The sequence below is a fragment of the Streptomyces thermodiastaticus genome, from assembly GCF_014656135.1.
GTDB classification, from domain to species: domain Bacteria; phylum Actinomycetota; class Actinomycetes; order Streptomycetales; family Streptomycetaceae; genus Streptomyces; species Streptomyces thermodiastaticus.
On sequence record NZ_BNBV01000003.1, the window covers coordinates 291027 to 311120 of the forward strand.

A 20094-nucleotide genomic window follows, 5' to 3' on the forward strand; every position below is an offset into this window, starting at 1 on the left:
CCCCCTTCGTTCGACGAGAAGCTGACGTTATAGTCTCCAGGACACATTCATCATCCGAGACAGCGTTCAGTATATCGAACGCCGTCGAGGGTGACGCACCGACCGGCCGACGTAACCCACGCACGCGCGGCGCGCGTACGGGCCGCACCCGTACGGCGCGGCTGAAGCGGCACGACTTCTGGAGGGACCCGCGGTGGCAGCAGCACCAGTCTGGAGTGTCGACCCCCGCACCGGGAAGCAGCGGGAGCAGGTTGCGGCCGAGGCCACAGCACAGGACGTGGACGCCGCCGTCCGCGCCGCGCACGATGCCCGCGGCGCGCTGGCCGACCGCACCGTCCGGGCGGCGTTCCTGCGCACCGCCGCCGACCGTCTGCAGGAGGCCGCGGACCGGCTCGTGGCGACCGCCGACGCCGAGAGCGCGCTCGGGCAGCCCCGGCTCACCGGCGAACTGGCCCGCACCTGCTACCAGCTGCGGGCCTTCGCGGACATCGTCGACGAGGGCGCCTTCCTCGGCGTGATCATCAACCACCCCGACGACACCGCCACCCCGCCGATCCCGGACCTGCGCCGCTACAAGGTGCCGCTCGGCGTGGTCGCCGTCTACTCCGCCTCCAACTTCCCCTTCGCCTTCTCCGTCGCCGGCGGCGACACCGCCAGCGCGCTGGCCGCCGGGTGCCCGGTCGTGGTCAAGGCCCACCCCGACCACCCGGCGCTGTCCGAGCAGGTCGCCGCGGTGCTGCGCGAGGCCGCCGCCGAGCACGGCATCCCCGCCGGCGTCCTCGGACTGGTCCACGGCTTCGACGCGGGCATCGAGCTGATCAAGCACCCGCTGATCGCCGCCGCCGGGTTCACCGGCTCGGTGCGGGGCGGCCGGGCCCTGTTCGACGCCGCCGCCGCCCGCCCGGTGCCCATCCCCTTCCACGGCGAGCTGGGCTCCCTGAACCCGGTGCTCGTCACCGAGGCCGCGGCCGCCGAGCGGGCGGAGGAGATCGGCACCGGGCTCGCCGGCTCGATGACGCTCGGTGTGGGCCAGTTCTGCGTCAAGCCCGGACTGGTCCTCGTCCCGGCCGGCGCGGCCGGCGACGGCCTGGTCAAGGCCCTGGCCGACGCCGTCGGCGGCACCGCACCGGGCGTCCTGCTCGACCACCGCATCCGCGACACCTTCCTCGCCGGCGTCGCCGAGCGCACCGCACTGCCGGACGTCGACGCACCCGTCGCCCCCGGCGCGGGCGACGAGCACACCGTCACCGCGGGCTTCCTCACCGTCCCCGCCGCCCGGCTGACCCGCGAGGGCGGCGACCACGACCTGCTGCTTGAGGAATGCTTCGGGCCGGTCACGGTCGTGGCCCGCTACACCGACGAGAACGAGGCCCTGGCGGTCCTCTCCCGCCTGCCCGGCAACCTCACCGCCACCGTCCACCTGTCCTCCGAGGAGGCGGCCGGACAGGGCCGCGGCCCCGGCCTCCTCGCCGAGCTGACCCCGCTCGCCGGGCGCGTCGTGGTCGACGCCTGGCCGACCGGCGTGGCGGTCGCCCCCGCTCAGCACCACGGCGGCCCCTACCCGGCGACCACCTCCACCTCCACCTCGGTGGGCGGCACCGCCGTCGAACGCTGGCTGCGGCCCGTCGCCTACCAGAACGCCCCCGAGGCCCTGCTCCCGCCCGAGCTGCGCGACGACAACCCCCTCGGCCTGCCCCGCCGCTTCAACGGCCGCCTGGAGGTGTGAGGGGACGGCCCTCGGTTCCGGCGGCCGCATCCGCGCATGCGGTGCGGCCGCCGAGATGGCGCCGCTCCCACGGCCCACCTGTGACTGTGACGGCGACCGGTGGCTGCCACTGCACGGGGGAATGAGCTGCCTCGCCCGGATGTTCCCCGTCCTCGGGGAGCATCCGCTCCCCGCAGCCCTGCGAGCGGAAGAGAAGCACGAGCATGCGCGTCGAGATCTGGTCGGACATCGCCTGCCCTTGGTGCTACGTCGGAAAGGCGCGTTTCGACAAGGCGCTCGCAGGCTTCGCGCACCGTGATCAGGTCGAGGTGGTGCACCGTTCCTTCGAACTCGACCCGCACCGGCCCAAGGACGACGTCGAGCCCGTGCTCGCCCTGCTCACCCGCAAGTACGGGATGAGCCAGGCACAGGCCGAGGCCGGTGAGGACCATCTCGGCGCGCAGGCCGCCGCAGAGGGGCTGGAGTACCGCACCCGGGGCCGCGACCACGGCAACACCTTCGACATGCACCGGCTGCTGCACTTCGCCAAGACCCGTGGCCTGCAGGCCGCACTGCTGGACGTGCTGTACCGGGCGAACTTCGCCGAAGAGCGCTCCGTCTTCACCGAAGGTCCCGAGCGGCTGGTGGAGCTGGCTGCAAAGGCCGGCCTGGACGCGGAGGACGCTCGCGCGGTGCTCGCCGACCCGGCGGCGTACGCCGACGAGGTCCGCGCCGACGAGGAGGAGGCCGCGCGGCTCGGCGCCACTGGCGTGCCGTTCTTCGTCCTCGACCGGAAATACGGTGTTTCCGGTGCCCAGCCCGTCGAGGTCTTCACCCAGGCCCTCACTCAGGCATGGGCCGAGCACACGCCCCTGCGCCTGATCGACCAGGGACAGCAGGCGCAGGCGTGCGGCCCGGACGGCTGCGCCGTGCCCCGCGGCTGAGGGCGCCGGCGCGGTCGCTACCGCATTGCGGTCACGCGCCTGCCCCGTGCGGGTGACGTCTGATCGTCCGCGCCGCCTCGAACCGGTCCCACGCCCTGCCGGCGCGCTTGGCCGCCCGCAGCGCCTCCGCGGCTGTCTCGCACGTGGCGCAGCCGGCCACCGGCCGCGCCTCGTAGAGCCAGTCGTCCAGCGGGAGGACGACGGTGGGTCCGGGATACCGCACAGGCTCGGTCACTGGACACCCCGCACCGGGAGAGAACCGGCGGCCCTGTGCGGATGCTCGGCGATCTGCCGGTCGCAGTGGGCCACGGCATCCAGAGCGTCGACTTCTCTGGCGAGCTGTCGGGATGTCATGAGCAATACGCATGTCGGGCACCCTTGTACTCCGGCAGGTTCCGGCATCGCGTCGTTCGGTGCAGCCCTCATGTCCTCCCTCGCCTTCGGCATTCCGGAGTCCACTCTCCGGGCGGAATGGATCCGTGGCGAGCGGCCACGTGTCGGCCGGCTGTCGGCCAGACTGGCCGTACGGCGAGTGCGATCGGGGCCGACATCAGACGGGAGCGGGAACGGCGCGGGTGGAGCCAGTCACGGCTGGCACGGGAGGTCTGCCGGGCGGCCGGCGTGGTCGGTGAGCCGGTCGGACGTCAGGAAGTCAGCCGATGGGAGAACGGGAAGCGCACCCCGCGTGACTGGCTGCCCTTTCTGGCTGCCGCACTGTCCGTCCCCGTGGACGTGCTCGCGACGCCACGAGCGGAGGAACCGCCGCTGCCGCCCCTGGCCGATTTCCTGCCCGCCGACGACCCACTGGAGCCTGTGGGCGTGCGCAGCGGCGGCCGTATCGGCATGACCCAGGTCGCCGACCTGGCACAACGGGTGCACGGTCTGCGGCTCGCGGACGACTGCCTCGCCGGCGGGGATCTCCTGCGGCCCGCACTGCGGGAACTCCGAAAAGCCGTTCGCCTGTACCGGGATCACGCATACGCCGAGTCGACGGGGTGCCAGTTGCTCGTCCAGATCGGGGAACTCGCCCAGCTCGCGGGGTGGATCGCCAGTGACGCCGGCCGGTACCAGGACGCCGAGCGGATCTACCGGCTCGGTCTCAGCGCGGCCGCACAGGCCGAGGACCACACCCTGGCCGGCCATCTCGCCGGATCGCTCGCCTACCAGTTCAGCAACACCGGCCGGGAACCGGAAGGCCTCGACCTCGCCCGCGCCGCTCTGGAGGAGGCCGGGCCGGACGCCCCGCCGAAGGCCCGTGCCCTGTACCTCGACCGTGTGGCGTGGGCGGCCACGAAAGCGGGCGGCCCGGACAACGCGCAGGCGGCCTTGCGCGCCCTCGGACAAGCAGCGGAAGCACTCGACGACGACCGTGCCGGTATCGAGTCACCTGCGTATCTGTACTGGGTGGACGCGGGCGAACTCCGTGTCATGGAATCCCGCGTCTACACCGAACTGCGTCGGCCGCTCAGAGCTGTGCCGCTGCTACGGGACGTTCTCGCGCACTACGACGCGACCCACACCCGTGAACTGGCGCTGTACCTCTCGTGGCTGGCCGTCGCCTATGCCGACGCCAACGAACCCGAAGAGGCGGCGGCCACGGCGGAACGGATGCTCGCGTTGTCGGCGGGCATCGCCAGTGAGCGCACTGCGGAACGGGGCCGGGTGGTGCTGGCCCGGCTTGTCGACTACGCCGACGTTCCTCAGGTGAGGGCAGTACTGGAGGCGCAGGCCAGCTGAGCGGCGGGGCGGTGGGCGTCCCCGGCGCCCTGGGACGAGCGCGCCGCACCCCGCGCCTGAGGACCCCGGCGCTCGCGGACGCCGGGGCGGCGTGAGACCCCGTGGCACGCCGCCGGCGTCGCGGTCTCCGCCCGCGCGGGCCATCTGCGCGCGGCCTTCCACCTGTACACCACGGAGGCGGACGTGGACCGGCTGCTGGACCTGCTGGCCGGGCAGCGGGAAGGGCCGGGGCGACGGCGGGTCCGCGCGTTCCGCACGGCTCCCCGTCGCCCGGAGGCCGGCGGCATCGCCCGGAGGTGCGCGGTTGCGGTGCCTCCGGGCTTTTTCCATGATGCGTGTAAGACTTCTGACCTCTTACAGGCGTCATGCCTGTACGACCCTGACCCCTTACGCGATCTCCTCGCGCCGACGGGAGCGACCATGCCTCAGCCTCTGACCGAGCCGGATTCCCTCACCGCACCCGCACACCCGGCCCGGCGGTTCTCCGCCCACCACCGCTGGGTGATCCTCGGTATCGGCATCGCCGCGCAGGCGGCGTTCTCCGCGGCCTTCCAGGGCATCCCCACCACCTCCACCGTGCTGCGCGGCGCCTACCACCTCACCGACCGCACGCTGGGGCTCGTGCTCTCCGCGGTCTCTCTCGGCATCGCCGTCTCCGAGGTGGCCTGGGGCATCTGGACGGACCGGTTCGGCGAGCGGCGCGTGCTGCTCACCGGGCTGCTGTCCACCGGTGCCGTGCTCGCGTTGATGGCCGCCGCGGTGGTGCCCCACGACGGCCGGGTCCCCGCCGTCGGGGTGCTCGCCGCCGGGCTGTTACTGGTCGGCGTCCTGGGCGGCTCCGTCAACGGGTCGTCGGGACGCGCCGTGATGGCCTGGTTCCGCGACGGCCGGCGCGGACTGGCCATGAGCCTCAGGCAGACCGCCGTCCCGGCCGGCGGCGCCGTCGGGTCCGCGCTGCTGCCCTGGCTGGCCGTCGGTTTCGGGTTCCGCGCGGTCTACGGCGTGCTGGCGCTGTTCTGCTTCGCCGCCGCGGCCGCCGCCCACCGCTGGATGCACGCGCCCGACACCACCGGCCCTGCCGCCGGCACGTCCTCCCGCGGTGACGGTCCCGGCCGCCGGTCGCCGCTGCGGGACGGCACCGTGTGGCGGCTGGCCCTGGCCTCGGGCCTGCTGACGTTGCCCCAGTTCGCCGTCCTCGCCTTCGTCGGCGTGTTCCTGCACGACGTGCACCACGCCGCCCTCGCGGTGGGCGCCACCGCCGTGGTCGTGGTGCAGGTCGGCGGCGCCGTCGCCCGCGTGCTGTCCGGTCACTGGACCGACCGGCACCCCGGCAGCCGCCGGCCGTACGTCCGCTTCACCGGGCTCGCCGCCACCGCCGCCCTGGCCGCCGCCGCCCTGCTCACCCACGCCCCGACGGCCGCGGTGGTGCCCGCCCTGGTGATCGCCGGCATCCTGGCCAACGCCTGGCACGGCGTGGCCTACACGGAGATCGCGCAGATGGCGGGCGCCGAGCGGGCCGGTACGGCACTGGGCCTGGAGAACACCACCGTGTTCGCGGCCGCCTTCCTGGCCCCGGTGCTGGTGCCGCTGCTGGCCGGGATCTCCTGGCCGCTGGTGTGGGCCGCCTGCGCTGCCGCCACACTGGTAGCGGTACCGCTCGCCCCCGCGAAGGAGTGACCCGCCGTGCCCGCCAGCACCGACCTGCGGTTCGACACCGGCCGGATCTGCCTGGATCTGCTCGCCACCGAGGGCGCGCGGCTCTCGGCCGCCCCCGTGGAGCGGCTGGACGGCACCGCCCGGCTCGACCAGTGGCTGCACCGCACCGGAGTGCTGCCCGAGCGGGAACCGCTGACGGGTGACACGGACACACTGCTCGCCGAGTTCCACGCGCTGCGCGCGCTGCTGCACCGGATCGTGCACACGGAGCTGGACGGCGGCCGGGCCTCGGCGGCGGACCTGGAGCGGCTCAACCGGTTCGCCGAGCCCGGGCCGCCGGCGCTGCGGCTGGAGCGGGCCGACGACGGACGGCTGCACCGCCGCCTGGCCGGTCCCGTGCGACCGGAGCAGCTGCTGGCGGCCGTCGCGGACGACGCGGTGCGGCTGCTCGGCTCGGCGGAGCGGGAGCTGATGCGGGAATGCGAGGGGCCGACCTGCGACATGGTCTACCTCGACACCTCCCGCGGCCGGCGGCGGCGCTGGTGCTCGGCCGCGGTGTGCGGCAACCGCCACCACGTCGCCGCCCACCGGGCACGCAAGGCCGGGCAGACCTGACCGGGCGCCGGCCGGTCCGCGCCCGGCCCGCCGTCCCGCAGGACGCCGGGGCCGGCGCGGCGCCGGGTCCGGGCTCCGGCGGCTCGCTCGCAGGACCGCCGGGACGTTCCGGACCCGGCCGGGATCACCGCACGGGGGTGAAGTCCCGCGCCCCGATGAACTCCGGCCGGCGCACCGGTGCCGCGAACGGCTCCACCGCCGCGTTCTCCACGCTGTTGAACACGATGAAGACGTTGCTGCGCGGATACGGCGTGATGTTGTCGCCGCTGCCGTGCATGCAGTTGCAGTCGAACCAGGTCGCCGACCCCGGCTTGCCGGTGAACAGCCGGATGCCGTACTCGCTCGCCAGCCGCGTCAGCGCCTCGTCCGACGGCGTGCCCGCGTCCTGCATCTGCAGCGACTTCCTGTAGTTGTCCTCCGGGGTGGCGCCCGCGCAGCCCAGGAAGGTCTTGTGCGACCCCGGCATGATCATCAGGCCGCCGTTGGTGTCGTGGTTCTCGGTCAGCGCGATCGAGACGGACACCGTGCGCATGCGCGGCAGACCGTCCTCGGCGTGCCAGGTCTCGAAGTCCGAGTGCCAGTAGAACCCGCTGGCGCCGAAGCCGGGCTTGACGTTGATCCGCGACTGGTGGACGTACACGTCCGAGCCGAGGATCTGCCGGGCCCGGCCCACGACGCGCTCGTCGCGCACCAGGTTCGCGAACACCTCGCTGATCCGGTGCACCTCGAAGACCGAGCGGATCTCGTCGGACTTGGGCTCGACGATGGAACGCTCGTCGGCGCGCACCGCCGGGTCGCTGACCAGACGGTCCAGCTCCTGCTTGCAGACGGCGACCTCGTCCGGGGTGATGAGATGGTCGATGGCGAGGAAGCCGTCGCGCTCGTAGGCCTTCAGGTCTGCCGGGCCGATCGGGCCGGGGGTGTCCGGTGTTCCCCAGACCACCGGGTCCTGCCGGGGCACCGTCACTTCGGTGGTGCCGCGGGTGGGGTACAGGTCGGTGACGGTCGTGGTCGTCATGGGGTCACACCTCCTCGGGCTCGGTGAGCAGGGGGTAGACGCCGTTCTCGTCGTGGTCCTCGCGCCCGGTCACCGGCGGGTTGAACACGCAGATGCAGTGGAAGTCCTCGTTGACCTTGACCGTGTGGCGCTCGTGGCCGTCGAGGAGGTACATCGTGCCGGGCGTGATGTGGTACGTCGTGCCGGTCTCCCGGTCGGTCAGCTCCGCGTCGCCCTTCGTGCAGACGACGGCCTCGATGTGGTTGGCGTACCACATGTCGGTCTCCGTGCCCGCGTGCATGATCGTCTCGTGCAGGGAGAAGCCGACCTTCTCCTTGGCGAGGACGATGCGCTTGCTCTCCCAGGTGCCGCCCGCTGCTTTCACATGCCGGTCGGTGCCCTCGATCTCCTTGAACGAACGGACGATCACGGTGGAACGTGCCTCCTTGTGCGGGTGTGCGTACGGGTGGTGCGGTGGCCGCCCGCGTGCGGGCGGCCGCGCGGGGCCCGAGCAGGACCTCGCGGTCTCAGGCGGTCTCGCGGACTGCGCGGGCGAGGACACGCATGCCCTCGTCCAGCTCCTGGGGGGTGGTGGTCAGGGCCGGCAGCAGCTTGACGACCTCGCTGGCCGGACCGGAGGTCTCCACCAGCAGCCCGAGGCCGAAGGCGCGCCGCGCGACGCGGGCGGCGCGGGAGGTGTCGTGGAACTCCAGCCCCCACACCAGGCCGCGGCCCCGGTACTCCTTGACGTCGGCGAGGTTCTCCTCGGTGATGGAGATCAGCCACTGCTCGACCTGCTCGCCGCGGGTGCGGGTCTGCTTCTCCATCGCCGCGGCGTCCGTCCAGTACGTCTCCAGGGCGGCGGTGGCGGTGACGAAGGCGGGGTTGTTGCCGCGGAAGGTGCCGTTGTGCTCGCCCGGCTCCCAGATGTCCAGCTCCGGCTTGAACAGGCACAGCGACATCGGCAGCCCGTAACCGCTGATCGACTTCGACACGGTCACGATGTCGGGCACGATCCCGGCCTCCTCGAACGAGAAGAAGGCGCCGGTACGGCCGCAGCCCATCTGGATGTCGTCGACGATCAGCAGCATGTCCTGGCGGTCGCACAGGTCCCTCAGGGCGCGCAGCCACTCGGGCCGGGCGACGTTGATGCCGCCCTCGCCCTGCACCGTCTCCACGATGACGGCCGCCGGGTGGTCGAGGCCGGAGCCCTGGTCCCGCAGCAGCCGCTCGAACCACAGGAAGTCCGGGACCTTGCCGTCCAGGTAGTGGTCGAAGGGCATCGGGGTGCCGTGCACCAGCGGAATGCCGGCGCCGGCCCGTTTGAAGGCGTTGCCGGTGACCGCCAGCGAGCCCAGCGACATGCCGTGGAAGGCGTTGGTGAACGACACGACGGACTCGCGGCCCTTGGCCTTCCGGGCCAGTTTCAGCGCCGTCTCCACGGCGTTGGTGCCCGTCGGGCCCGGGAACATCACCTTGTACGGCAGGTCCCGCGGGCGCAGCACCAGGTCGTGGAAGGTCTGCAGGAAGGTGCGTTTGGCGACCGTGGACATGTCCAGGCCGTGCGTGATGCCGTCCCGCGCCAGGTAGTCGAGCAACGCCCGTTTCAGCACAGGGTTGTTGTGGCCGTAGTTGAGCGAGCCGGCCCCGGCGAAGAAGTCGAGGTACTCGTGGCCGTCCTCGTCGTGCAGACGGCTGCCGCGGGCGTGGTCGAAGACGGCGGGCCAGCCGCGGCAGTAGCTGCGCACCTCGGACTCCAGGGTCTCGAAGACGCTCAGGTCCGGCTGGGTGATGGTCACGACGAATCGCTCCTCGGTGGAGGGATGGGAAGGAAGGCGGGCGGGACGGCTCGGGGCCCGTGCGGCCGCGGGGCGGTGCCGGCCGTCCCGGAAGAACGCGGGGCGGCCGCGGCTCAGCGGGCGAGCGGGCCGATGCGGTGCAGCACCTCGGGGTCGTGCGGGCCGTCCGTGAACTGCTCGGCCGCGAACAGGACCTCGCGCTCGACCCCGGCGCCGTGCCGGGCGGCGAAGGAGGCGAACAGCCGCTCTGAGGCGGTGTTGCCCGGGGTGATGGTGGTCTCCAGCGTCGTCAGGCCCCGCTCGCCGGCGACCCGGGCGGCCAGGGCGTCCAGCATGCGCGAGGCCAGGCCCCGGCCGCGGTGGGAGGCGGCGACCGCGACCTGCCACACCAGCAGGGTGCGGGGGCGGTCGGGCCGCACATAGCCGGTGACGAACCCGACGACCTCGCCGCCGGCGTCCCGGGCGACGACGGAGGTCGCGGCGAAGTCGCGGCACCAGAGCAGATAGCTGTACGACGAGTTCACGTCCAGCGTCCCGGAGACCTTCGCCAGCCGCCACAGCGCGGCACCGTCGGCGACGGCGGGGCGGTCGACGGACACGTCATCCGGGATTTCCGAAAGATCGGTTCGCAGGTCTGCTTGTGCGGCAGTCATGCGAATTGAACTTACCGAGATGAATTCGAGATTGCATCGCCTCGCGGTCTTGGGTGAATCCGCGGAATGTGTTATCGCGCGGGCGCACGGACGCGCGAGGGGGCGGAGGAACGTGCAGGTGTGTCCGGTAATTACCGGGCGAATCGGGCATGTTTGTGGTATGCGTCACAGTGATGTGCGCCACTTGACATCACCTGGAATTGCTCGCCGATTGTTTGCTGAATCTCTGCGTTTAGGGTCGGGGAAACCGGGCAGAAGAAGGCGGGAAGCTACCCTGAGAAGCCGCAGGAATTGAATTCTCGAATTGTCATGCTTTTGCTGTCCGGGCCGTCCCGCCGGCCTGCTGGCACAGACGCGGTCGTGCCGGCGTGCCGGTGCGGCGGCCGCGTAGGTGCGGGCGCCCGGAGGGGTGCCGTCCCTGCCGGCGGCACCGGACGCGGGGCCGTGCCGGCACCGGGGCACCGACAGGCCCCCGCGCACCGGCAAGTCCCCGGGCAGCGACAGGCCCCCGGGTGCCGGTGGGCACCCGGGGGCCGCCAGAACCGTGCGCCGGGAGCGAGCCGTGCGGCCCGTCCGGCTACTTCTGCCAGGCCTCGGCGACGGCCCGGCGCGCGGACTCCACGTCCGGCGTCGCGCCGTACTCCGCCAGAGCCGTGCCCAGGGCGGTCAGGGACGCCTCGACCACCTCCCGGGTCGCGTCCTGGCCGTAGTGGTTGACCCGGATCATCTCCTTGGCCAGCGCGCCGCCGCCCGCCGCCAGCGGAAGGCCGGCGTCCGTCTCCAGGGCGCGGGCCACCAGGTCCGAGGCGGCGATGCCCTCGGGCGCGCGCAGCGTGGTCGCCACCGGGGCGGCCGCCGCGTCCTCGCGCACGTACGGCTCCAGGCCGCCGCCCAGCGCCCGCACACCCGCCCGGGCCGCCGCGGCCGCCTTCCGGTGACGGGCCATCACCGTCTCCAGGCCGTCCGCCTCGATCCGTTCGACGCAGGCCTCCAGGGCGAGCATCTCCAGCTGGGCCGGAGCGTGCAGCAGCGCGGTGCGGCCGCCGTCGATCCAGCGTTCCTTCCAGTCCAGCAGGGACAGGTAGGAGCGGCGCGGGGCGTGCGGGTTGGCCGCCATCCGCGCCCAGGCGCGTTCGCTGACCGACACCGCCGACACCCCGGCCGGCCCGCCCATGGCCTTCTGCGCGCCGATCACGCACAGGTCCACGCCCCACGCGTCCGGCAGCACCGGCTCCGCGCCGATCGCCGCGACCGCGTCCAGGTAGAACAGGGCGCCCTGCTCCCGCACCACCTCGCCGATCTCCGCGACCGGGTTGGTGTTGCCGGTCGCCGCCTCGGCGTGCACCAGCGACACGAAGTCGATCTCCGGGTGCTTCGCGAAGACCGCGCGGACCTGGTCCGCGGTGACCGCCGTGTGGTACGGCACCGACAGGTCGTACACCGTCGCGCCGCAGTCCCGCAGCCAGTTGCCGAAGGTCTGCCCGTACGGGCCGGTGATCACGTTCAGCGCGGTCGTGCCCGGACCGGCCGCCGCACGGATCGCGCCCTCCAGCGGCAGCAGCGCCTCACCTTGCATGATCACGACGTCCTGCTCGGTGCCGAGCAGCCGCGCCACCCGGTCCTCGATCGAGGCGAAGCGGGCGGCGCTCAGCGGGGCGAGGTCCAGAAAGGGGTGCGTCACGACGGTGCTCTCTTCTCGTTCGGGCCGGCTCGTCTCCCGCCGGCGCGAGGCCGACGGCATCGAGCGTATCCGGCGCCCTCCGCCCGCCCGGCACCGGAGCACCACGGGGCCCCTGGCCGCACCGGCCACCCGCTGTCTAGGGTGCGGTACATGAGCGATCAAGCGGTGCTGCACGTGAAGGGGCGGGTGCTCGCCGGCCCGCGGGACGACCAGGTCCACGACGAGCTGTGGGTCGTCGGCGGCCGGATCACCTACGACCGCCCGGCCGGCGCCGGGGACGTGACGACCGTCGAGGGCTGGGTGCTGCCCGGCCTGGTCGACGCGCACTGCCACGTCGGCCTGGACGCGCACGGTGCGGTCCCCGACGACGTCTCCGAGAAGCAGGCGCTGACCGACCGCGACGCCGGCGCCCTGCTGCTCCGCGATGCGGGCTCGCCCTCCGACACCCGCTGGATCGACGACCGCGACGACCTGCCGAAGATCATCCGGGCCGGCCGGCACATCGCCCGCACCCGCCGCTACATCCGCAACTACGCCCACGAGATCGAACCCGAGGACCTGGTGGCCCACGTCACCCGGGAGGCCCGGCGCGGCGACGGCTGGGTCAAGCTCGTCGGCGACTGGATCGACCGCGGCCTGGGCGACCTGGCGCCCTGCTGGCCGCGCGAGGCGGCCGAGGCGGCGATCGCCGAGGCCCACCGCCTCGGCGCCCGCGTCACCGCGCACTGCTTCGCCGAGGACTCGCTGCGCGACCTGGTCGAGGCGGGCATCGACTGCATCGAGCACGCCACCGGCCTGACCGAGGACCTGATCCCGCTGTTCGCCGAACGCGGCGTCGCGATCGTGCCCACCCTGATCAACATCGCCACCTTCCCCGGCCTCGCGGCCGGCGGCGAGGAGAAGTACCCGCGCTGGTCGGCACACATGCGCCGGCTGTACGAGCGCCGCTACGACACCGTACGCGCCGCCCATGACGCCGGGGTGCCGGTGTACGTGGGCACCGACGCGGGCGGCGGCCTCGCGCACGGCCTGGTCGCCGCCGAGGTCGCGGAACTGGTCACCGCGGGCATCCCGCCCGTCGAGGCACTGGCGGCCACCGCCTGGGCGGCCCGCAGCTGGCTCGGGCGTCCCGGACTCGAGGAGGGCGCCCCTGCGGACCTCGTCGTCTACGAGGCCGACCCGCGCGCCGACGTACGGGTACTGGCCGCGCCGCACCGGGTGGTGCTCAACGGGCGGGTCGTCTCGTAGCGCCCCGGGGGCGCGCGATGCGGCGTGCGCCCCGGGTGCGCTCACCCGTCGGCGGGACCGGCGGGGGACTGCCGCGAACGAACGTTCCGAACGACATCGAAATGCGACCTGGAAACCCCTCGAAGGGGTGAAGTGCCGTCGGTTCGCTGACAGTTCACTCCCGGATGTCGTCACTCTTGCGGAGTCCCGAGCACTCGTTCCTGGGGGTCCCACACCGTGAACCGCCGTACGTCCCGCCTGCCCGCACGCCGTCTCGCGGCCGTCGCCGCGGCCACCGGCCTCGCCGCCGGGCCCGTGGCCCTGGCCGGCGCGGGCACCGCCCACGCCACCGAGGACCACGGCAGGGCGACCGCCTCCGTGCTGCACACCGGCCTCGACGTGTCCCTGCTCGACAGGACGGCCGACGTCCCGCTCACCGTGTCCCTCGACGAGGTCCGGGCGCCGGAGAGCGCCGACCGCACGGCCCTGACCGCCCGCCTCGACGGCGTCGACGGCGGCAGGCCGTTCAGCGTGCTGCGCGCCGACGTGGCCCGGTCGGCCGCGACGACCTCGGCGGACAAGGCCGAGGGCAGCGTGGAGCTGGCCCACGCCCGCGTCCACGTCCCCGGTCTGCCCGGGCTGTCCCTCATCGAACTCGGCCAGGTCACCTCCCGCGCGACCTGCGAGGCGGGCAGGACACCGGTGGCGACGAGCAACGTCCTGGGCGCGGTGACCGTCCTCGGCAAGAAGGTCACGCTCACCGCCGGCGGCACGACCGACGTCACCGTCCCCGGCGTCGGTGAGGTCCGCCTGGACCTTTCGCACCGCGCGACCACTTCCCGCACGGCCGCGGCCACGGCCCTCGAACTGACCGTGTCCGTCGACCCGTCGAAGCTCGGCGTCGCCAAGGTCGAGGGCACCGTCACCCTGGCGAAGGCGACCTGCGCGTCCCCGGCCGCCCCGGCCCAGGACGGACAGCCCGCAGCGAACCCCGCTCCCACGGCCACGCCCACGGGCGCCTCCGCCCGGGCCGCCGACGCCACGACCCAGGGCGGCCATGTCAGGCCCCAAGGTGCCCGCGCCGCCGAGCCCGACCTGGCGGCGACCGGCGGCAGCTCCCTGACCCCGTACCTGGCGGGAGGCGCGGCCGTCCTGCTGGCAGCGGGCGGCGGCGCGCTCGTGGTGGCGCGCAGGCGCGGGAACTGACCGGTCGGCGTACAGGGCCGGGCGGGCGCGTTCCTCGTCTCCGACGAGGAACGCGACGCGGCGCTCGCACGGATCCGCCGGGCCGGCATCACCTGCTACGCCGGCCATCAGTGCACACAGCCCGGACAGATCAACCACCACCACGGTGGGCGCGGACCGTACTTCATGGATCCCGCCGGACACGGCATGGTGATCATCACGCGGCCCTATGGCAGCGACCTGCAGGAAGCGGCCACGTCCTAGGGAGCGGCGGCCGGGGGGGGCGGACCGGGGATCCCCGGCCCGCGCCCGCGTCGTCATCCGCGGCCCGGTACCGTCTCTCGCCCGGGAGCCGAGCCCAGCGCACTCCCCAGCGCCTGAAGGAACCCGTCCACCGTCTCCCGGTCCCGAACCGCGATCCGCAGCCAGTCGGGGCCCAGGCCGGGGAAGGTGTCCCCGCGGCGGACCGCGTACCCCAGGTCGCGCAGGCGGCGGCGCACCTCAGCCCCGTCGGGCACCTCGGCCAGGACGAACGGGCCCTCGGGCGGCTCGACGACGCGTACCCCGTGGGCGGCGAGCCCGGTCACCAGGTGGGCGCGGTCCGCCGTGATGCGGTCGGCTGCCTGCTCCGCCTCGGCCAGGGCACGCGGGCTCATGCACGCCTCCGCCGCCGTCAGGGCCGGTGCGGACACCGGCCACAGGGGCTGTGCCCGCTGAAGGGCGGCGACGGTGCCGGGGGAGGACAGGACGTAGCCGATGCGCAGACCGGCCAGGCCCCAGGTCTTCGTCAGGCTGCGCAGCACCACCAGGCCGGGCACGTCCGTCCGCCCGGCCAGGGACTCCCGCTCGCCCGGGACCGCGTCCATGAAGGCCTCGTCGACCACCAGGGCCCGGCCCGGCCGGGCGAGCTGGGCCACCGTCTCCGCCGGGTGCAGCACCGACGTCGGGTTCGTCGGGTTGCCGATCACCACCAGGTCCGCGTCCTCAGGGACGGCCGCCGGGTCGAGCCGGAAACCGTCCTCGGGGCGCAGCAGCACCCGGTCCACCGTGTGGCCCGCGTCCCGCAGCGCCGCCTCCGGCTCGGTGAACTGCGGGTGCACCACGACCGGCCGGCGCACCTTCAGCGCCCGCGCCAGCAGGACGAACGCCTCCGCCGCACCCGCCGTCAGCAGCACCCGCTCCGCCGGCAGCCCGTGCCGCGCCGCCACCGCCGCCCGCGCGGCCCGCCCGTCCGGGTAGGCCGCGAGGGACGCCAGCGAGGCCGCGATCTCCTCCCGCAGCCAGCCGGGCGGCGTGTGGGCGCGGACGTTGACGGCGAGGTCGACCAGCGCCGCCCCGTCGTCGCGCACCTCCGCGTCCCCGTGGTGCCGCAGATCCGGCCCCGGGTCCTCGGTGCGCAGGGCCGACTCCTCAGTGCGCATGGCTGTGCGAGTGCTCCCCGTGGTGGTGATGCCCGTGACCGTGGCCGTGACCGTGGTGGCCGTCGTCGTCCGGGTGGAAGTGCGGCTGCTGCGGCAGCCCCACCTTGTCCTCGAAGCCGGGCAGCGCGATGCGGTACACGCACGCGTCGCAGTTCATCCGCAGATCGCCCTTGACCGCCTCCTCGTACCGCTCCAGCACCAGGTCCAGCAGCTCCGGCTCCGGGCCGATGACGTCCGCCGTCCGCACGTCCAGGCCGTGGTGCGCGGCGGCCCAGTCCCGCGCCTGCTGCGTGACCCGGTCCGGCAGGACGCCGGTGAACAGGAAGTAGGGCAGCACGACGATCCGGCGGCCGCCCAGCCGTGCGCACCGGTCCAGGCCGCTGGGCACATCGGGCGCGGCCAGCGACACGAACGCCGTCTCCACGCCTGCGTATCCGCGCCCCTCCCACAGCAGGCGGGCCGCCTTGAAGACCTCCGCGTTGGCGTCCGGATCGGTCGAGCCGCGCCCGACCAGCAGCACGGTCACGTCCGAGCGGTCCTCGTCCGTGCCGGCCAGCGCCTCCTCCAGGCGCCGCTCGAGCACCCGCAGCAGGGCGGGGTGCGGGCCGAGCGGACGGCCGTAGGTGTAGGAGATCCCCGGGTGCCGTGCCTTCTCGCGGGCCAGCGCCGCCGGGATGTCGCCCTTGGCGTGACCGGCGGACACCAGCATCAGCGGCACGGCCGCGAACCGGCGCACACCCCGCTCGACCAGCTCGGCGACGGCCTCGCCCAGCGGCGGCGGGGACAGCTCGATGAAGCCGCCCGCGACGGCCAGGTCCGGCCGGTGCTGCCCCAGCCGCCGCACGAAGTCGCGGAACGCCTCGGCTCCGGTCTCGTCCCGGGTGCCGTGGCCGGCGATGAGCAGGGCGGGCGGCGTCGGGGTGGTCACAGGGTCTCCTCGGGCGTATCGGCGGGAACAGGGTGGTACAGCAGGGCGTTCAGCGCGGCCGCGGCGACCGCGGAACCGCCCTTCTCGGACACGTTGCTCACGGCGGGCAGCCCGCTCGCGCGCAGCGCGGACTTGGACTCGGCCGCCCCGACGAAACCGACGGGCAGGCCGATGACGAGTGCGGGGGAGGCGTCGAGGGTCAGCAGCTCCTCCAAGGCGGTCGGCGCGCAGCCGATCACCCACAGCGCGCCGGGGCCGACCTGCTCGTAGGCGAGGCGGACCGCGTGCGCCGAACGGGTCAGGCCCGGCCGTGACCGGGCGTCCTTGAGACGGCACACCGTCTCGCGGCGGGTGATGCCGGCCGCGACCATCTCCACGTCCACGACGACCGGCGCCCCCGCGTGCAGCGCCGTGTGGGCCGCGACGAGCTCGTCCTCGTCCATGACGAGGTCGTCGGCGTAGGCGAGGTCGGCGGAGGAGTGGACGACCCGCTCGACCACGGCCCGGGTCAGCGGCGGCAGGTGCGTGGTGTCCAGGCGGGCGCGCAGCCGCCGGTAGGACTCCTGCTCGATGGGGTGGATCACGCGGTTCACTCGGCCTCCTCGGGGCGGGTGTCCTGCCAGCGGTAGCCGCGCGGGGTCACCATGCGGCCCGCGATCTTGCGGGTCGCGGTGTTGCCCACCGTCACGACCGTCATCATGTCGACCGTCGCCGGGTCCAGCTCCGCCAGCGTCGTGATCCGGCTGGACTCGCCGGGACGGGAGGCGTTGCGCACCACACCGACCGGGGTGGCCGGCGCCCGGTGCCCGGCGAGGATCGCCAGCGCCTTGGGCAGCTGCCAGTCCCGGCCCCGCGACCGCGGGTTGTAGAACGTGACCACGAGGTCCGCCTCGGCCGCCGCCCGCACCCGGCGTTCGATGACCTCCCACGGCGTGTGCAGGTCGGACAGGCTGATCGACACATGGTCGTGGCCCAGCGGCGCCCCGAGGATCGCCCCGGCCGCGAGCGCCGCCGTCACCCCGGGCACCCCGACCACGTCGATGTCGTCGCCGGCCTCGGCGAGTGCGGGGGAGGCCATCGCGTACACGCCGGCGTCGCCGCTGCCGATCAGCGCGACCGCGTGCCCGCGCCGGGCCTCGGCCACCGCGGTGCGGGCCCGTTCCTCCTCCGCGCCGAGCCCGGACTCCAGCACCCGGGTGCCCGGCCGCAGCAGGTCGCGGATCTGGTCGACGTACTGGTCCAGGCCCACCAGGACCGAGGCACGCCGCAGTTCGGCCTTGGCGCGCGGGGTCAGCAGGTCCCGGGCGCCCGGCCCCAGCCCGATCACCGCGAGCCGCCCCCGCGAGGGCCGGCGCACCACCGCGCAGGTCGCCATCGCCGGACAGCCGTCGGCCCGTCGTGACTTCCGCTTCGGCACGAGGAGTTCGCCCCCGCCGGCCAGCGCGGCGGCCTCCGCGACCGACGGGGTGCCGACGGCGTCCAGCGGCGCCCGCGACGGATGAGGCACCGGCACCGCGGCCAGCTGCTGCGCGGGGTACGTCAGCAGCGGCACCCCCAGCTGCTCGGCCGCCGCGACCACGCCGGGCTCGTCCGCCTTGGCGTCCACCGTGGCCAGCGCGGCCACGGACCGCACGGACAGGCCCGCCTCCCGCAGCGCCTCCTCCACCAGGCCCCGCACCTCCTCGGCGGGCACGCCCCGGGAGGCGCCGACCCCGGCCACCAGGGTCGGCGGACGCAGCACCACCTCGCCTTCGCCGGGCGCCACCGACCGGTCCGTCACCCGCACCGTGTACGCCGCCGCCGTCCCGGGTTCCGCGACAGGCAGCGGCGGCAGCGGCCAGACCACCTCGGCCGCCAGCGCCACCGGCTCCCCGTCCAGCAGGGCCCGGGACACCCCGGCCACGTCGCCCTCCACCGGCAGCCCCAGCGTGTCCAGGCCGGCCATCCCCACGGCGTCCGTCGCCGTGGTCACCACCGGCTGGGCGCCCAGCAGCTCACCGACCTCGCGGGCGAGTGCGTTGGCACCGCCGGCGTGCCCGCCGGTCAGCGCCACCGCGAACCGGCCGGCCTCGTCGACGCACACCACGCCCGGGTCGGCCCGCTTGTCGCCGAGCAGCGGCGCGAGCAGCCGGACGGCCGCCCCGGTCGCCAGGAAGCACACCAGCTGCGTGCACTCGGCGAACGCGGCACGCACCGCCTCTCCCACGGGCCCGTCGTACACCCGGGTGCGGTCCGGCCACGCGGCCGCCACCCGGTCCCGCGCAGCCGCGCCCGCCGCGGTCGCGGAAATCAGGCCGATCACTGAACTACTCCTTCGCTGGACGCCGCGGGACGCTCGCCCCACAGCAGGAACACGGGATTGGCCGCCGCCAGCCGGGTCACGTCCCCCGGCAGCGGCGCGAGCCGGGAGGAGTGCAGCAGCACCCCGTCGCAGACGAACCCGGCCTCGGTGAGCGCGGCCCGGGCCACCGGCACCCGGTCCAGGGCGGCCAGCGCGACCACCACGGTGCGCCGGGCGCGCCGCGCGCACGCGGCGACCACGGTGGGCAGCTCCCGCCCCCCGCCGCCGACGAACACCGCGTCCGGGTCGTCCCGCAGACCGGCCAGCGCCTCGGGCGCCCGGCCGTGCACCACCGCCACGTCCACGCCGTGCGCGGCCGCGTTGGCCCGTACCCGGGCGACGCCGTCCGCGTCCTTCTCCACGGCGACCACGGCCGCACCCAGCCGCGCGCACTCCACGGCCACCGACCCCGACCCGGCGCCCACGTCCCAGACCAGGTCGCCCAGGCGCGGGCCGAGCCGGGCCAGCGCCAGCGCCCGCACCTCGAACTTGGTGATCATCGAGTCGCGGTGCGCGAAGGCTTCCTCCGGCAGCGCCCAGCCCGCCGGAGGCGGCGCCGCACCGGCCACCGTCCGCGCGCCGCTGAGGGCGCGCGCCGGGTCCAGGCACAGCACCACGTTCACCGCGCCGCCCCAGTCACGAGCGGCGGCCTCGGCGGGCGTGACCCGCTCGACACGCTCCCCGCCCGGCTCGCCCAGAGCGGACGCCACCACCAGGATCCGCTCCCCGCACACCGGATCGGCCAGGGCGGCACCCAGCTCGGCGGGACCGGCCCCCGGCCCGGTCAGCACGGCCGCCTTCGGCCGGGCCCGGCACACGTTGACCGCCCACCGCAGGTCGCGCCCGTGCGCGCTGACCACCACCGCGTCGTCCCACGGCAGCGCGATCCGGGCGAACGCCGCGGCCACCGAGGACACCCCCGGCCGCACATCCAGCCGCTTTGGCCCGAACCGCTCGGCCAGCGCCCGCACGATCCCGAAGAACCCCGGATCCCCCGAGGCCAGCACCACCACCCGCCGCCGCGCGGCAAGGTGCTCCGCGACGACGTCGAGGGCCGGCGCCAGCGGACCGAGCACCACCCGCTCGGCCGCCTCGGGCAGCGGCGCGGCGTCCAGATGACGCCGGGCGCCCACGACCAGCCCGGCACCGGACAGCACCCCGGTGTCGTACGCGCCGCCGGTCCCGGTGCCGACGACGGTGATCAG

At 74.4% G+C, this 20094-nt stretch carries 18 protein-coding genes and 1 pseudogene; 8 read left to right on the forward strand and 11 right to left on the reverse strand.

Annotated elements, in window-relative coordinates:
- Window positions 1-193 precede the first annotated feature (193 nt).
- Window positions 194-1726, forward strand: coding sequence for an aldehyde dehydrogenase (NADP(+)) (locus tag IE286_RS04910; protein WP_189795354.1), 1533 nt, complete (start codon window positions 194-196; stop codon window positions 1724-1726).
- A gap of 203 nt (window positions 1727-1929) precedes the next feature.
- The gene (locus IE286_RS04915; RefSeq protein ID WP_189795355.1) at window positions 1930-2649 is read left to right on the forward strand and encodes a DsbA family oxidoreductase; all 720 of its coding nucleotides are present in this window, start codon (window positions 1930-1932) and stop codon (window positions 2647-2649) included.
- 31 nt (window positions 2650-2680) lie between these two features.
- Here IE286_RS04915 and IE286_RS04920 read toward each other — a convergent pair whose 3' ends face one another.
- On the reverse strand, window positions 2681-2884 hold the full coding sequence (locus tag IE286_RS04920; RefSeq protein ID WP_189795356.1) for a hypothetical protein: 204 nt from the start codon (window positions 2882-2884) through the stop codon (window positions 2681-2683).
- A gap of 236 nt (window positions 2885-3120) precedes the next feature.
- Here IE286_RS04920 and IE286_RS04925 point away from each other — a divergent pair, with 236 nt between their 5' ends.
- From IE286_RS04925 to IE286_RS04935, 3 genes are all read left to right on the forward strand, one after another.
- A complete protein-coding gene (locus IE286_RS04925) occupies window positions 3121-4386 on the forward strand; it encodes a helix-turn-helix domain-containing protein (RefSeq protein ID WP_189795357.1) in 1266 nt (421 codons plus the stop codon).
- A gap of 420 nt (window positions 4387-4806) precedes the next feature.
- On the forward strand, window positions 4807-6063 hold the full coding sequence (locus IE286_RS04930; RefSeq protein WP_189795358.1) for an MFS transporter: 1257 nt from the start codon (window positions 4807-4809) through the stop codon (window positions 6061-6063).
- A 6-nt stretch (window positions 6064-6069) separates the two neighbouring features.
- Complete coding sequence (locus IE286_RS04935; protein ID WP_189795359.1) at window positions 6070-6657, forward strand: CGNR zinc finger domain-containing protein; 588 nt, start codon at window positions 6070-6072, stop codon at window positions 6655-6657.
- A 124-nt stretch (window positions 6658-6781) separates the two neighbouring features.
- On the opposite strand, the gene thpD is transcribed toward IE286_RS04935, so the two are convergent.
- The 5 genes from thpD to IE286_RS04960 all read right to left on the reverse strand — a co-directional run bounded on the left by thpD (window position 6782) and on the right by IE286_RS04960 (window position 11787).
- Entirely contained in the window at window positions 6782-7675 is an 894-nt protein-coding gene (gene thpD / locus IE286_RS04940) for an ectoine hydroxylase (protein ID WP_189795360.1), read from the reverse strand.
- A 4-nt stretch (window positions 7676-7679) separates the two neighbouring features.
- A complete protein-coding gene (locus IE286_RS04945) occupies window positions 7680-8084 on the reverse strand; it encodes an ectoine synthase (RefSeq protein WP_189795361.1) in 405 nt (134 codons plus the stop codon).
- 97 nt (window positions 8085-8181) lie between these two features.
- Window positions 8182-9453 carry a diaminobutyrate--2-oxoglutarate transaminase gene (ectB, locus tag IE286_RS04950; RefSeq protein ID WP_189795362.1) on the reverse strand — a complete coding sequence of 424 codons (1272 nt, stop codon included), beginning with the start codon at window positions 9451-9453 and terminating at the stop codon, window positions 8182-8184.
- A gap of 113 nt (window positions 9454-9566) precedes the next feature.
- Window positions 9567-10106: a diaminobutyrate acetyltransferase gene (gene ectA, locus IE286_RS04955; protein WP_189795363.1), complete on the reverse strand. Its 540-nt coding sequence runs from the start codon at window positions 10104-10106 to the stop codon at window positions 9567-9569.
- Window positions 10107-10683: 577 nt separating this feature from the next.
- A complete protein-coding gene (locus IE286_RS04960) occupies window positions 10684-11787 on the reverse strand; it encodes a pyridoxal-phosphate-dependent aminotransferase family protein (RefSeq protein ID WP_189795364.1) in 1104 nt (367 codons plus the stop codon).
- Window positions 11788-11937: 150 nt separating this feature from the next.
- Here IE286_RS04960 and IE286_RS04965 point away from each other — a divergent pair, with 150 nt between their 5' ends.
- The 3 genes and pseudogenes from IE286_RS04965 to IE286_RS27040 form a co-directional block, all read left to right on the forward strand.
- Window positions 11938-13035, forward strand: a complete 1098-nt coding sequence (locus IE286_RS04965; RefSeq protein ID WP_189795365.1) for an amidohydrolase family protein — start codon at window positions 11938-11940, stop codon at window positions 13033-13035.
- Window positions 13036-13251: 216 nt separating this feature from the next.
- Window positions 13252-14220, forward strand: coding sequence for an SCO1860 family LAETG-anchored protein (locus tag IE286_RS04970; RefSeq protein ID WP_189795366.1), 969 nt, complete (start codon window positions 13252-13254; stop codon window positions 14218-14220).
- Between the two features lie 27 nt (window positions 14221-14247).
- A pseudogene (locus IE286_RS27040) lies at window positions 14248-14463 on the forward strand (VOC family protein); the annotation flags it as partial.
- Between the two features lie 53 nt (window positions 14464-14516).
- Here the strand turns inward: IE286_RS27040 and cobC are convergent.
- Genes cobC through cbiE form a run of 5 tightly spaced genes read right to left on the reverse strand, consistent with a single transcriptional unit; the run spans window position 14517 to window position 20094 of the window.
- Window positions 14517-15620, reverse strand: coding sequence for an Rv2231c family histidinol phosphate aminotransferase CobC (gene cobC, locus IE286_RS04975; protein ID WP_189795367.1), 1104 nt, complete (start codon window positions 15618-15620; stop codon window positions 14517-14519).
- Window positions 15610-16548, reverse strand: a complete 939-nt coding sequence (locus IE286_RS04980; protein WP_189795368.1) for a sirohydrochlorin chelatase — start codon at window positions 16546-16548, stop codon at window positions 15610-15612. The genes cobC and IE286_RS04980 overlap by 11 nt, the downstream gene beginning before the upstream one ends.
- Window positions 16545-17141: a precorrin-8X methylmutase gene (locus IE286_RS04985; RefSeq protein WP_189795369.1), complete on the reverse strand. Its 597-nt coding sequence runs from the start codon at window positions 17139-17141 to the stop codon at window positions 16545-16547. The genes IE286_RS04980 and IE286_RS04985 overlap by 4 nt, the downstream gene beginning before the upstream one ends.
- A complete protein-coding gene (cobJ, locus tag IE286_RS04990; protein ID WP_189795370.1) occupies window positions 17138-18850 on the reverse strand; it encodes a precorrin-3B C(17)-methyltransferase in 1713 nt (570 codons plus the stop codon). The genes IE286_RS04985 and cobJ overlap by 4 nt, the downstream gene beginning before the upstream one ends.
- Complete coding sequence (gene cbiE / locus IE286_RS04995; RefSeq protein ID WP_189795441.1) at window positions 18847-20094, reverse strand: precorrin-6y C5,15-methyltransferase (decarboxylating) subunit CbiE; 1248 nt, start codon at window positions 20092-20094, stop codon at window positions 18847-18849. The genes cobJ and cbiE overlap by 4 nt, the downstream gene beginning before the upstream one ends.